Genomic DNA, 15,998 nt, shown 5'->3' on the forward strand with positions numbered 1-15,998 from the left:
GACGCATAAGGCGGTGGGTTTCTCACCGTTATTTTAGGAGGAAAGTCGATGATAACAAAATACCAGATGATCTCCATAATGGCGGAGGAAACCGCCAGAGAGATTGCAAAAAATGAACAGGCATGGACAAGATATCTGACCACGGCTGCAAGGTTATACAAATATCCTTTTAATGAGCAGATGTTAATCTATGCTCAAAGACCGGATGCGTCTGCCTGTGCTTCTCTTGAAACATGGAATGAGAAAATGAATTGCTGGGTCAACCGTGGAGCAAAGGGTATTGCACTCATTGATACGGAGAGTGAACGTCCCAGATTAAAATATGTCTTTGATGTATCAGATGTTCATAAAGCAAGAAGAATTGGGCGTGACCCTTATCTGTGGGAGCTTCAGGAGGAACATAAAAATGCTGTTATGGAACAGCTTGAAAAAACTTATGGGAAAACGGACAGCACACTGCCATTTGAAAACAGGATAATAGAACTGGCTGCCAGGATTGCCGGAGATTATTATGAGGAGCTTCTTCCGGAAATTTCCTATGCAAAGGAAGGGAGCTTTCTTGATGAATTAGACGAATTTAATGTTGGAATCAGACTTCGGGAGACATTATCCGCAAGTATCGCATACACGCTTTTATCCCGCTGTGGTGCGGATATGGAGATATGGAAGGATGAACTTGATTTCAGCTATATCAGTGATTTCAGCACAATGGATACACTTTCTGTTCTCGGAACCGCCACTACGGAAATGTGTAAACCAGTGCTGATGGAAATTGGAAGAACCATTGCAGCCTATGATCGACAAATTGCCCGAAATAAGGCAAAAAACAAGGTAAATGGGGAACAGTATGAAAGCCTTGAGAAAAATGCCAAAAAAGAGCTTGCAAATGAGTCTGAGCCACGCTATAATGCGTTAAAGCGTGAAAGCGAAAATGAAGCAAATAAAATGGAAACGGAGGAAACAGCATATGAAACTGACATACGAGAAGAACGGGGATTATCTGATACCGAACCTGATGCCGAACGAGGAGCCGCAGGGGACACTTACGAAGTACGGTCTGATGAGGAAGAACTTTCTGAAGGAACACAGGAAAGGAATTTATCAGGGAATGATTCTGAAAGGAACTCTGAAAGAGCATTGTCTGGAGACACAGGAGCAGGCAGAGCAGAGAATGGAAATGCTGACCGGACAGATGGCGCAGAAAGAGGGAGTGAACGAGGAAATGAAAGCAGCCGATCAGATGAGCTGGGTAGCGAAGATGAACAACATCAGACAGTCAGCGGAGGAAATCGTGCTGAAGGAGCTGATTTACATTTAGACAGCAGAATAGAACAGAATGAGGAACAATCGGAGCCGGATAGTGGAAGTAATTCATTATCCGGTTCTTTTTTGGATAATGCACAAGAGGAAGATTTTACTGACCTTAAAAAAGGTATCTTGTGCTTTGATAAACACTTCGTTCATAAAAGACCGGAGATAGCAGGCTATTTCCAGATGGAGCAGGATGCAAGACTCCAGACGGACTATCTGAAAAATTCTTTCCGCATGGAGGAGTTTACAGAGCTGTATATAGGACAAACAAGGGCAGGGTATCGTGCCGATGAAGATGGACTTACCATGTGGAAAGGGAGTTATCTCACCCGTGAAGCGGAAACGAGAATCTCATGGAAAGATGCCAGATTTCTTGTTAATTCTTATATAGAGGACGGGGTGTATCTTCTTCCGGGAGAAGTGGCAGAGCAGATTGATACGGATGGAATGTATAAACAGCTCGACCTTTTTTCCATGTTTTCGGAGCAGGTAGGAAATATTGCCATGAAACAGGCAGAGGAAACAAGTATAGTACCACTCTCTACTCAAATACCGCAGGAGCAAATTGACACAATCCTCAGAAGCGGTGGAGGAAAGGAAAACAGCAGAAAACGTATCTATGCCAAGTATCAGCAGGGAAAGACGCCGGAAGAAATGGCGGTTTTTCTTCAAAAGGAATACGGTACTACCGGAAAGGGTTTTGAATTTGATGGAAAACAGGTATCGGTATGGTTTGATGAGCAGGGAATGAGCATCGGACATGGGACATCTGCGTTGGAATATCCTGTAGCTATCATGAGTTGGCAGGAAGTAGAAAAGGAAATACGTTTACAGGTGGAAAATGGCACTTACATGGGAGCAAATGAAGCCTATCTCGTGGATGAAAGCGAACATGTTCGTCTTGCAAATCATATTTTTTTCTTTTTCCGTGATGGGATTGGAGAAATGCCGGAGGAGCTGGAGCTGAAACTTAGTAATTATCCGGATGCTCATTCAAGACTGGTGGAATTATTATCAACGCCGGAAGGAGTGGAACTTGTTGCATCTGATATGGACAAAGCATTACAGCAGATTGAAATCGGAGAGAAGGAACTTCGTTTTCGTTCCATAATATCAAAGGAGGAGCTTAGAGCAGAACTTGATAATCTGCTTTTGGAAAAGCTAACCTTTCCTACTGCTGATAATGTGGAGATTAAGAAAGAGGATTTTATTACACAGGATGAGATAGACCGCAGGCTTGGAAGGGGAAGCGGGTTTGCACATGGCTCTTTCCGAATCTATGATTATTTTAAGGAGGGGCATGACAGCAAGGAGGCAGTTACTTTTCTTAAAAACGAATATGGAACAGGAGGCAGTTCCCCGGCACTTGCTGGAACTGACAGAAGTAATGAAAATCATGATGCAAAGGGTATCAAGTTGGAGAAAGGCAGTATCATGGAGCCTTACACAGAGGTACTTTTATCATGGAATGTTGTAGAAAGGCGTATCCGGAAACTGATTGAGGAGGATAGGTATTTATCTCCAGAAGGGAAAGAAGCCTATGCTGCGTATAAAGAAGATGAAGCCAGAAAGGCTATGCAGAAAGCACAGGAGAAAATAGAACGTGACACAAAAGTATCCTGCAAAGAAGCAATAGAAAAAGCGATTGCGGAGAAGTTTGACGGATACCGACTGCCAAAGGAAACTGCGGAAGATGTTATTCGTGAATATGGAAGCGAAAGAGTTGCTTATGTACTTGCCAATACAGTTATGCACTTTAGTCATGATGGCAGATTTTCACCGGATAACAAGGAATGGGCAAAGGAAATCGAGCCTTATGCCATGATTGAAAACAGGGATTTGATTGTGACTTCCCATCCTGCTGTATTAAATGGATTTATTAACCAGACAAGAAGATATATTGAGCATGAGAAGGAACTTGCAGCACAAGCGGCAGAAGAAAACACTATTACTATTGACGGACAGAACTGCATACATGTTGATCAATGGAAGTCCGGGGAGGACACTTATCTGCTTGGCAATTCCACAGAGGATAGTGAGTTTTATTATGCAGAGGTAAATGGAGATATTCATATAGAATATGACCATAAGCCGGACAGGACAGAGATAGAGGAAGATTATCTGAACATCATGGTAGAGAGGGATATTGACCGCCATGAAGCAGAAGTTTTTGCACGATTTGAGGGCAGTGATGATAGTCTGGAGCAGCCTTTGGTGGCAGAAGTTGTGCAGAACACATCTGGACAGGATGTCCAAAAGTCAGAACCACAGATTGACAGATCAAATGCAGTCAATTTCCGTATTACGGATGATGCTCTTGGCATTGGCGGGGCAAAGGAAAAATTCAGAAGGAATGTGGAAGCAATCCGTATGCTGGAGCAGATAGAAAGTGAAAGCCGTCTTGCAACACCGGAGGAACAAAAGATTTTATCACAGTATGTCGGCTGGGGCGGTTTGGCAGATGCCTTTGATGAAAGCAAAAGTGCCTGGGCGGTAGAATACCGGGAATTAAAAGAACTGTTATCGGATGCAGAGTATGCTTCCGCAAGGGAGAGTACCTTAAATGCCCACTATACAAGCCCTATGATTATCCGTAGTATTTATGAAGCACTGGAGAACATGGGCTTTGAAAAAGGAAATGTTTTAGAGCCGGCAATGGGTATCGGAAATTTCTTCGGTATGCTGCCGGAGAAGATGCAGGAAAGCAGACTTTATGGAGTGGAGCTTGATGGGATTACCGGAAGGATAGCAAAGCAGCTTTATCCGAAAGTGGATATTAAAATCACAGGTTTTGAAAAAACGGATTATCCCAATGATTTCTTTGATGTTGCAATCGGCAACGTGCCATTCGGACAGTACAAGGTAGCCGATAAACAGTATGATAAAAACAATTTCCTGATACATGATTATTTCTTTGCAAAGACATTGGATAAGGTTCGTCCTGGTGGTGTGGTTGCTTTTGTTACTTCTAAAGGAACTATGGATAAGAAAAGCCCGGAGGTCAGAAAGTATCTTGCACAGAGGGCAGAGCTTCTCGGTGCAGTCAGGCTTCCTAATACGGCATTTAAGGAAAATGCAGGAACAGAAGTTACTTCCGATATTTTATTTTTAAAGAAACGTGACCGTGTGATGGACTTGGAGCCGGAATGGGTGCATTTGTCAGAAGATGAGAACGGCATTGCCATGAACAGTTATTTTGTTGAACATCCTGAGATGATTGTAGGAAAAATGGAAATGGTCAGCGGACCATATGGTATGGAAAGTACCTGTATGCCCGATACCACAAGACCATTTGTGGAGCAGTTAAAGGAAGCGGTAAGCCGTATAGATGGGGAGATAGAAGCCGTAGAAATGGATGAACTGGCAGACGAGCTTGCCGATGCCACTATTCCGGCAGACCCGGATGTAAAGAATTACAGCTACACGCTTGTGGACAATAAGGTATATTACCGGGAAAATTCCATTATGAAGCCTGTGGATATGACGGAAACCATGCAGGAGCGTATTAAGGGGATGGTGGGTATCCGTAACTGTACGCAGGAACTTATCAATTTGCAGTTGGAAGAATATTCCGACAGCGCAATCAAGGAAAAACAAGCAGAACTCAACACGCTGTATGATGTTTTTTCCAAGAAATTCGGTTTAATCAATTCGCAGACCAACAAGAGAGCTTTCAATCAGGACAGCAGTTATTGCCTGCTGTGTTCTCTGGAAAAGCTGGATGATGAGGGCAATTTCAAGGGCAAGGCGGATATGTTCACGAAGCGTACCATTAAGAAAGCAGAAGTCGTTACAAGCGTGGATACGGCAAGTGAAGCACTGGCGGTGTCTTTATCGGAAAAGGCGGGAATAGACCTTGACTATATGGCAGGGCTGCTTATGGACAAAGCTGACTATATGGACAGCGAAAAATATGATAAGATGCTTGGAAAAATCAAGGAGGAGCTGACAGGCATTATCTTTCAAAATCCTGTGACGGACAGATGGGAAACAGCGGATGAGTATTTAAGTGGAAATGTACGTGATAAGCTGGAAATTGCGAAAGTTTATGCCGAGAACCACCCGGAATATGCCGTAAACGTGCAGGCACTTACACAGGTGCAGCCGAAAGAACTGGATGCTTCCGAGATTGAGGTGCGTATTGGTGCCACATGGATTGATCCGAAATATATCGAGGATTTCATGAGGGATACTATTGAAACACCACATCATCTGTTTGACCGGAACATTGTGGGTATTCAATATTCCGATGTCACCGGACAATGGAACGTAAAGGGAAAAAATGCGGATTATGGCAATGCCCTTGTAAATGTGACCTATGGAACCAGCCGGAGAAATGCGTACCAGATTTTAGAAGATTCCCTTAATCTGAAGGACAGTCGTGTGTATGACACCATAGAGGAGGACGGCAAGGAAAAGAGAGTCCTGAATAAGAAGGAAACTACTATAGCGAGCCAGAAACAGGAAGCCATAAGGGAAGCATTTAAAGACTGGGTATTTCGTGATCCGGAACGCAGGCAGGTACTTGTGGAAAAATATAACCGTCTTTTCAATTCCACCAGACCGAGGGAATATGACGGTTCACATCTGAAATTCCCTGGCATGACACCAGATATTGAGATGAAGCCACACCAGAAAAATGCGGTGGCACATGTGCTTTACGGGGATAATACACTGCTTGCCCATTGCGTGGGAGCAGGAAAGACCTTTGAAATGACAGCGGCGGCTATGGAGAGTAAGCGGCTTGGCTTATGCCAGAAATCATTATTTGTCGTACCGAACCACCTTACGGAGCAGTGGGCAAGTGACTTTTTACGATTGTATCCCGGAGCGAATATACTTGCAGCTACAAAGAAAGATTTTGAGCCTGCCAACCGGAAGAAATTCTGTTCCAGAATTGCCACCGGGGATTATGATGCGGTCATTATCGGTCATTCGCAGTTTGAGAAAATCCCACTTTCACAGGAAAGACAGATTGCCATTATAGAACGCCAGATTGATGAGATTGAACTTGCCATAGAGCAGGCAAAAGCCGACAATGGGGAGCGGTACACCATTAAGCAGATGGAAAAATCACGGAAGTCTTTGCAGACAAGGCTTGAGAAACTAAACGATACATCAAGGAAGGACAACGTGGTAACTTTTGAGCAGCTTGGTGTGGACAGGCTCTTTGTGGACGAGTCACATAATTATAAAAATCTGTTCCTTTATACGAAAATGAGGAATGTGGCGGGTATTGCACAGTCAGAAGCACAGAAGTCCTCGGATATGTTTGCAAAGTGCCAGTACCTTGACGAGCTGACAGGTGGAAAAGGCGTTACTTTTGCAACAGGTACTCCGATTTCCAACAGTATGACAGAGCTTTATACCAATATGCGATACCTTCAGTATGGTACGCTGCAGAAGCTGGGACTTGGTCATTTTGACAGTTGGGCATCATCCTTTGGCGAAACACAGACCGCCATAGAGCTTGCACCGGAGGGAACAGGATACCGGGCAAAAACAAGGTTTGCGAAATTCTTCAACCTGCCGGAATTGATTGCACTTTTTAAGGAGAGTGCAGATATTCAGACACCGGATATGCTAAACCTTCCTGTGCCGGAAGCAGAATATGAAAATGTGGTGTTAAAGCCGAGTGAATACCAGAAGGATATGGTGGCTTCCCTTGCAGAACGAGCCGAAGCAGTGCGTGACAGAATGGTACAGCCCCATGAGGATAATATGCTGAAAATCACCAATGACGGCAGAAAATTAGCACTGGATCAGAGGCTTATCAACGACATGCTTCCTGATGATGAAAATTCAAAGGCTGCTACTTGTGTGGAGAAAGCATTTGAAATATGGGAGCAGACAAAGGAACAGAAGTCCACGCAGCTTATTTTCTGCGATTTGTCAACGCCGAAGGGAGATGGTACTTTTAATGTATATGAAGATATCAAAAAGAAACTGATGGAAAAGGGAGTGCCGGAGAATGAAATTGCCTTTATCCATGATGCAAATACGGAGCTTAGGAAAGCGGAGCTGTTCGGAAAAGTAAGAAGCGGACAGGTTCGCTTTTTGCTTGGTTCCACGCAGAAAATGGGAGCCGGAACCAACGTGCAGGACAGACTCATCGCATTACATCATCTGGATGTACCGTGGCGTCCTTCTGATATAGAACAGCAGGAAGGACGTATTTTAAGACAGGGAAACCTTAATCCGAAAGTAAAGATTTTCCGGTATGTGACGGAAGGAACCTTCGATTCGTACAGTTGGCAGCTTATCGAGAACAAGCAGAAATTTATCGGACAGATCATGACAAGCAAATCTCCGGTACGAAGCTGTGAGGATGTGGATGAAGCGGCACTTACCTATGCGGAGGTCAAAGCACTTGCAACGGGCAATCCCTACATCAAGGAAAAGATGGACCTGGATATACAGGTATCGAAGCTGAAGCTGATGAAGGCAAACCATACAAGCCAGAAGTACAGGCTGGAGGACAACATCACGAAGCACTACCCGCAACAGATAACTATTTTAAAGGAACGTATCAGTGGTATGCAGACGGATATTCAGACTGCAAAGGAAAATCTTCCGGCAGATAAAGAGCAGTTTACAATGAAAGTCGGGGATAAGCTCTACACAGATAAAAAAGAAGCCGGAACTGCTCTTGTGGAAATGTGCAAAGAGATAAAGAGTGTTAATGCCCCGGCAATGATAGGCGAGTATGCGGGCTTTAAAATGTCTGTATCCTTTGATTCCTTTAACCATAAATTTGTGATGAATGTCAAAGGACAGTTATCCCATAATCTGGAAATAGGTTCTGATCCGCTTGGTAATATCGCCCGTATCAATCATGCACTGGAGTCTATGCCAAAAGAGCTTGCAGAAGCAAAGACCAAACTGAACAATGTGGAGCATCAGCTTGAAACGGCAAAGGTGGAAGTGCAGAAACCTTTTGCACAGGAAGAGGAGCTGGCAGAAAAATTAGACCGCCTGTCTGCCCTAAATGCCCTGCTTAATATGGATGAAAAGGGCGATGATGGTACCGGCATGGACGATGATACACCGGAGCAGGGAACGGAACGGACGGGAACTTTTGGACAGGATGTCAACCAATCTGCAAGGCAGAATGGTTTGAAGTCAGAACGGGTGGCAGATAAGCCAGTGCAGAGGGTGTCTTTGAAGGAACGGCTTGCAGAGATGAAAATAAAAGCTACGGGAAATAGTATGGAAAAATCTGGAAATCGAGATAAGAGGAAGGAGGAGTTTTTGTAATTACGCTATTTCTTTTTATTCCAATATGAAATATAATATTAGTTCAAGGGCAATATTTTAATAGAGCAAATTGTGAAAAGTTGAAATAAAAAGATCTGGACATAATGAAATACATAAAAACGAAAATTGAATTTGTCAGACACTGTCTGACAAATTCGGAAAGGATATATTATGAATGATTTAGAGCAGAATAATATGCTTCAGCCATTGGTGGATGAGATTGAAACAACGGTTTCAAATGCAAAAAAAGAATTAGCCGAAAAAGTAAACAGTGTGATAACCCAAACCTATTGGACAATCGGAAAATATATTGTTGAGTTTGAGCAGGATGGAAATGTAAAAGCAGCATACGGTTCAAAATTATTAACAACATTATCTCATCAGCTTACTTTGCGATTGGGGCGAGGGTACAGCAGACCCAATCTTAACAATATGAGGAAGTTTTATCTTTGTTATGAGAATTGTCAGACAGTGTCTGACAAATTGACATGGTCGCATATCTGTGAACTGATAAAGATTGATGATGAATTAGAACGAAGTTTTTACGAAAAAGAATGTTATAAAGAAAAGTGGGACGTAAGAACGCTCAGACGGCAGATGGATTCAGCATTATTTCTTAGATTAGCGACAAGCAGGGATAAAGAGGGGATTTTGGCACTTGCAAATGAGGGAATTACCTATGATAAGCCGGAGGACATCATCAAGGATACTTACACATTAGAATTTTTGGGACTTCCGGAAAAAGATCGTTACAGTGAGGAAGATTTGGAACAGAAAATTATTGATAATATTCAAAAATTCCTGTTAGAATTGGGAAAAGGCTTTACCTTTGTCGGCAGGCAGTATCCTTTGACGGTAAATAATATTCACTACCATGTGGATTTGGTATTTTATCATAGAATTTTGAAATGTTTTGTGCTGATTGATTTGAAGAAAAATTCAGTACAGCATGTAGATATTGGTCAGATGAATATGTACATGGGATATTTTGCAAAGGAAGAAAACATGGCAGACGATAATCCACCGATTGGTATTATTCTGAGCCATAATAAAGATGAGCTGCTTGTGGAATATGCAACTTATGGTATGGACAGTAATTTGTTTGTGTCAAAATATGAGTTGTATCTGCCTGATCGCAAAGAGCTTCAAAAATTAGTAAATAATATTTTAGAGCAGGATGAAAAAAAGAAAGCAGATAAATAACGAAGTAATATAGGATAGCTATATATCAAAATTTAATAGGCACTACCTGAAAAGACAATCAGAAATGGTTGTCTTTTTTGGTTTGCGCGCCATGGGCGCGCTCTAATGGGTGAAAGTCCCGAACACGCCTAGGCAACGAGGAAGTGTATAGCAGAACAGCAAGGGTGTCCATCGTGAGGTGGAATCTGAAGGAAGCTGTAAGCAAACTCTTGGTCCGACGGACAGAAATCACATATAAGGCTCGGAAATACGGATAAGTCTGCCAAAAGAGATGAAGTCCTAAAGTTGCTGGAAGTACGAGTAGATGTGGCGGATAGATGAGAGGAAAGAGCGTGCACCTTAAGCGTGGAGGTCTCACAGGGGTTTCATTAGCCTAGTAACAACGAACTGTGAGAAGTCAGCCGAGCCCATAGTAGTGAAGAAGTCTCTGTAATGGAGATAGAGCAAAGGGGCGAACAATCAATAAGTTTGAGTATGTCTCGTATTGCAGAAGAGATAACATCTGCCGTAACCAATCGGGTAAAAGATGGTCAAATCAAGCGGGACGGAAAGGAAAGAACGCATGGACACAAGTAGTCTAATGGAGCAGATACTATCTAACGATAATCTCAACAGAGCATATCTGCAAGTCGTACGAAACAAAGGTGCCGAGGGAGTAGACGGAATGAAGTACACAGAACTCAAGGAATATCTTGCAAAGAACGGCGAAATTATCAAGGAACAGTTGAGGATAAGAAAATATAAACCTCAACCAGTACGAAGAGTGGAGATACCAAAGCCTGATGGTGGTGTCAGAAACCTGGGAGTACCGACAGTAACAGACAGATTCATACAACAAGCTATTGCACAGGTTTTAACACCAATCTATGAGGAACAATTCCATGACCATAGCTATGGATTCAGACCGAACAGATGTGCACAGCAAGCAATCCTTACAGCACTCGATATGATGAATGACGGAAATGATTGGATTGTAGACATTGACTTGGAAAAGTTCTTTGACACAGTAAATCATGACAAACTTATGACTATCATAGGTAGAACTATTAAAGATGGAGATGTTATCTCTATTGTCAGAAAATACCTAGTCAGTGGAATCATGATTGACGATGAGTATGAGGATTCTATCGTGGGAACACCTCAAGGTGGAAATCTCTCGCCATTATTGGCAAATATTATGCTGAACGAACTAGACAAGGAAATGGAAAAGAGAGGACTTAACTTTGTACGGTATGCGGATGACTGTATCATTATGGTCGGAAGTGAAATGTCTGCGAATAGAGTTATGAGAAATATCTCACGATTCATTGAGGAAAAACTAGGACTTAAAGTCAATATGACGAAGAGCAAAGTAGATAGACCAAGAGGAATTAAATACCTTGGGTTTGGATTCTACTACGATACAAGTGCACAGCAATTCAAGGCGAAACCACATGCAAAATCAGTAATGAAGTATAAGAAGAGGATGAGGGAACTCACTTGTCGTAGCTGGGGCGTTAGCAACAGCTATAAAGTAGAGAGACTTAATCAGCTTATCAGAGGATGGATTAACTACTTTAAGATAGGTAGTATGAAAACTCTCTGTAGAGAACTTGATGGAAACATTAGATATAGAATACGCATGTGTATTTGGAAACATTGGAAAACACCACAAAACAAAGAGAAGAATTTGGTTAAACTCGGCGTTCCAAGATGGGCGGCACATAAAGTGGCAAATACTGGCAATCGGTATGCACACATGTGTCACAATGGATGGATACAAAAGGCTATAAGCACAAAGAGACTAACTTCATTTGGATTAGTCTCAATGTTAGATTACTACACCGAAAGGTGTGTTACTTGTTAAGTTGATTGAACCGCCGTGTACCGAACGGTACGCACGGTGGTGTGAGAGGTCGGGAAATCACTCAGATTTCCCTCCTACTCGATTATGGAAAAAAGAAAGGAAAATAGAATTATGGCAGATGAAAATACAAAAGTTCAGATGACAGAAAAGCAAAAAGTCAAAGAGATAACGGACAGATTGGAAGCGGGTCTAAAGGAACTTTTCGAGAGTGAAAAGTACAAAAGCTATCTCAGCACCATGTCGAAATTTCACAATTACAGTTTTAATAACACTCTGCTGATTGCCTTGCAGAAGCCGGAAGCTACGCTTGTGGCCGGGTACAAGGCATGGCAGAAGAATTTTGAACGTCATGTCAATAAGGGAGAAAAAGCAATCCGTATTCTTGCCCCTGCTCCGTATAAAATCAAAGAGGAAAGGGACAAGTTAGACCCTGTGACCGGAGAAATGATGTTTGATGAAAATGGGATGCCGCAGAAAGAAGAAACAGAGGTCACAATCCCTGCTTTTCGTGCCGTATCCGTTTTTGATGTGTCCCAGACAGACGGCAAGCCTATTCCAGAATTGGAAGCACAGGAACTTTTATCTACGGTGGAGGGATATGAGGATTTTGTACAGGCACTCATGAATGTTTTTCCTGTTCCTGTCAGTTTTGAGGAGATTCCCGGCGATTCCAAAGGATATTTTGATACGGTAGAAAAGAGGATTGCCGTGCAGAAAAATATGAGTGAGAGCCAGACCTTAAAAACAATGGTGCATGAGGTGGCTCATTCCATGCTGCATGATAAGGAAGTTAATCAGAGCATGGACGTTCCGGCAAAAGACAGGAATACAAAAGAGGTGGAAGCGGAGAGTGTGGCATTTACCGTGTGTCAGCACTTCGGAATAGATACCTCGGAGTATTCTTTCGGATATATTGCAGGCTGGAGCAGCGGCAGGGATATGAAAGAACTGAAAAATTCTCTTGATACAATTCGTAGGATTGCATCGGAGCTGATTACGGGGATTGAGGGAGCATTGCAGGAACTACAGCTTAATCGTGAAATGGAGCAGGAACAGAGCAAAGAGAGCATTTTGCTGATACATAATGAAAAATTCACAGAGTATAGCCTTGTCAGTGTTCGGGGGATGGACAGGGAAGAACTTATGTCGGCTCTTTCTTCCATGAGCGAGGAAGATAAATTAAACATACTGTCTTATCTGGAGAGCAAAGGAGCATGGACTACAGAGCTTGGCAACGAGCAGACGGAAGAAGTGGAGGAATACCACTTGGATGTCCGCTATAACGTGGATACGAACGAGCTGATTGATGTAAAGGTAAGAATGGAGCAGTCGATAGACACCAATTTATTTGTTATGGGGCAGGCAGAGCAGTTTATCAATCAATTAGAAGCAGAGAAAACTATTTTTACTGCCGATGAACGTAACCTTATCGTGAATTACGCATATAAGCTGGATGATATGGATAAAACGAGAGAACTTGCAGAAAAGCTGGCATTTATGGAAGAAAACAGTCCTAACAATGTAGCTCTTACCATAATTGATGCACGGGCAGAGCTAGATGCACTGCCTGATCCGATGATTGGTTTATCGGAAATGAGGGAATATGGCTATACATGGAATGCAATGCTGCCATTGACACAAGAGAGGGCATTAGAACTGTTTGACCATGATTTTCCTATATATTTACTTCATGCAGATGGTGCGGAAACTACGGTAGATGACAGAAAACAAATATTAGAGCATGACGGAATTTTCGGGATTGAAAAGGGCGATTGGGAAAATGAAAAGAAGCTGCGTTCTATGTTTGCAGAATTGGAGAAGAGTGCCGCCGGAAAAGAAGAACAGCTTTTGCATAGCACCTCAGATATGTATGGAATCTATCAGTTAAAGCATGAACCGGAGTTGAAACATCTTCGGTTTGAGGGGACGGAATCCTTAAAACGTATGGGCATTACAAAAGATAATTTTGATGCCATTAAACCGGAGAATTATACGCTTGTATATGTGGGCGAATTATCTGAACTGCAAAGACAGACACAAGGGGCAACTTTAGAAGCAATCTTTGAAAAATTCAACCTTGACCACCCAGAAGATTTCAGAGGACATTCGCTATCTGTCAGCGATATAGTGCTGCTTCATCAGAACGGACAGAATACGGCTCATTTTGTGGATTCTTTTGGATATACGGAAATACCGGATTTTTTGCGGGAGCAGATATCGGAAAAGGAAGAAGTGCAGGACACTTCTGGATATGATGTCCAAAAGCCAGTACCAGAAATAAATGAAGATGAAATCATTGATCTTGGCGATGAAGCGGAACAGGTGCTTGCAGATATGAAAAAATCTTTAGAAAACGGAAAGGAAACGGAGATTGCTTTTTCGATTGCAGACCGTTATATCAGTATTCAGGAAACCGAGGGTGGCTATGATTATTCGATAATAGGTACGGGTTATAAAGAGATTGACGGCGGAGTATATGATAATCCAGAAGTGACAATTAGAGAAGCCTTGGATGATATTGTGGAAGATTTGAAGTCACAGCCGGATTACAATGGGGCAAAAGGAAATATCCAAAGGGATGATAAGCTGATACCGATTGATTATGAGAAATTGATGGAAAAAGTAGAGGAAGCAAATCATATTGTGCCGGAGAACACGCAGAGCAGTGTTGTGGCAGATTTTAAGGCAAAAACTGATGAGTTATTTCACGACATCAGCGAGCTGAACCCGGCAGAAATAGAGGAAACCATAAAATGTCATGTGCAGGCAAAACTTGATGAATACGGCATGGATGCGATTATTGTTGATGTTGCTGTTGTAGGAAGTCGTTGCAGGGGACTGGAACAGGAAAGTTCAGACCTTGATGTGGTAGTGGAACTATCTGGCAACGAGAGAGAAGATGTGCTGTTTGATGTTTTTAATGAGGACGGACTTCATATTGGAGATGTGAAAGTGGATATTAACCCGATTACCGCACAGCGTACCGGAACACTGGAAACTTATTTGCCACCGGTGGAAGAGTATCTTACAGGTGTCAGGGAAGCAAGGCAACAGGAAACGGCACAGCAGATTCAGCAGACTTCTGGACACGATGTCCAAAAGTCGGAGCTGAAAGAAAATGAGGTCGAAGTAACTCTGACAGTGGCAGAGTGCAGTGAATTTCACAATCTGGGCGAATTTTATGAGAACATTCCTACGGTGGAAGAAGCGGCTGCAATCTGGAGGCAGATACCGCCGGAGCGAATAAATGGTATCCCTGCAATCGGTATTCACGTTCACAGACCGGGAGAAGAAAGCTATATGGATGATGAGATTGATTTGTTGTCCGGCAGAGGGATTGATTTGGAAATTTTAGAGCATATACCGAGGATCAAGAATGAACCAAAAGCGATGGCAGTAGTTACAGAACTGGTGGCGAAGTTCCCGAATATGGAGATTGAGGGCGTTATGTCGGAAGAAATGGAAGCAAAGGTTTGGGAGATGCGTATAGCGGATTTGTCACCTGCAGAACAGCTTGCGGTTGTATTTGACCGTCTTTCTTATGATTATGATACGATTCTTTACCATGACAGTACCCGGAACATGACGGAAAATGTATCGGAACTGGCAGAGAGAATCCGGCAGGGAGATACAGAACATCTGACAGACTGGCTGAAAGCAATCATATCTGAAGGAGCTGTGCCAGAGGAAGCAGACCGGGCAAAAGAACTTCTGGAAAAACTGGCAGAATATAAGCCACTTGCTAAGATTGAGGAACTGGAAGAACAGAATTACAACATGATTGACAATGTGCTGAATAATGGTGCAGAAAAATCACAGAAAGAAGCTGCCCGAAAAGAGCAGAATCAGCCTGCCGCAAGAACTTCTCTGAAAGCTCGTCTTGACGAGAAAAAGGCACAGATAGCAGGACAGTCACAGGATACGCAGGAAAACATGAAGAATAAGCAAAGGGAGATGTAGGGATGAATACAAAATTTACCGTAGAGGAAAGCAATTTAATCAGCATTTTTGAAGATAAGAGCAGGAAAAAGGTTATTCATAATATCCGTGATGTGAGAGAACATTTGGATGATGAGGAGATGGTGGAATTGGTATCAAGAGTGCTTGGAAAGTTAGATAGTATATCAGATGTAGAATTTGCAGAACTGGAATTTGTAGCAGCAGATTAAAATGGATAGGTGGCAGGGCATGGCGGATGTGCTGTGCTCCGCCACTTGTTTTTTGTTTTAAAATGTAATATAAAGTACTTGCAAAATAAAGCGGTTATACAATAATAATATTGAGCAGTGGGAAGGCATAGGTAATGACCTAATCTAAATATTTCATTAGCGGGACGGGAGGTGTATATCATCTGTCCGTTTTTTCGTACAATGATGTGGCA

Annotated in this window: 5 protein-coding genes; all 5 read left to right on the forward strand. The window is 42.6% G+C overall.

Annotation, left to right across the window (positions count from 1 at the left end; genetic code table 11):
• Positions 1–51: 51 nt before the first annotated feature.
• Positions 52–8,568 carry a DUF3849 domain-containing protein gene (locus RIL182_RS06835; protein WP_456300132.1) on the forward strand — a complete coding sequence of 2,839 codons (8,517 nt, stop codon included), beginning with the start codon at positions 52–54 and terminating at the stop codon, positions 8,566–8,568.
• A 171-nt stretch (positions 8,569–8,739) separates the two neighbouring features.
• Positions 8,740–9,771 (forward strand): PDDEXK nuclease domain-containing protein, encoded by a 1,032-nt coding sequence (locus RIL182_RS06840; RefSeq protein ID WP_006859382.1) that lies wholly within the window; start codon positions 8,740–8,742, stop codon positions 9,769–9,771.
• A 562-nt stretch (positions 9,772–10,333) separates the two neighbouring features.
• The gene (ltrA, locus tag RIL182_RS06845; protein WP_157351184.1) at positions 10,334–11,617 is read left to right on the forward strand and encodes a group II intron reverse transcriptase/maturase; all 1,284 of its coding nucleotides are present in this window, start codon (positions 10,334–10,336) and stop codon (positions 11,615–11,617) included.
• Positions 11,618–11,728: 111 nt separating this feature from the next.
• A complete protein-coding gene (locus tag RIL182_RS06850; RefSeq protein WP_044999506.1) occupies positions 11,729–15,577 on the forward strand; it encodes a YodL domain-containing protein in 3,849 nt (1,282 codons plus the stop codon).
• 2 nt (positions 15,578–15,579) lie between these two features.
• Entirely contained in the window at positions 15,580–15,786 is a 207-nt protein-coding gene (locus RIL182_RS06855; RefSeq protein WP_006858847.1) for a transposon-transfer assisting family protein, read from the forward strand.
• Positions 15,787–15,998 lie beyond the last annotated feature (212 nt).

It is taken from the genome of Roseburia intestinalis L1-82 (assembly GCF_900537995.1).
Taxonomy (GTDB): Bacteria; Bacillota; Clostridia; order Lachnospirales; family Lachnospiraceae; genus Roseburia; species Roseburia intestinalis.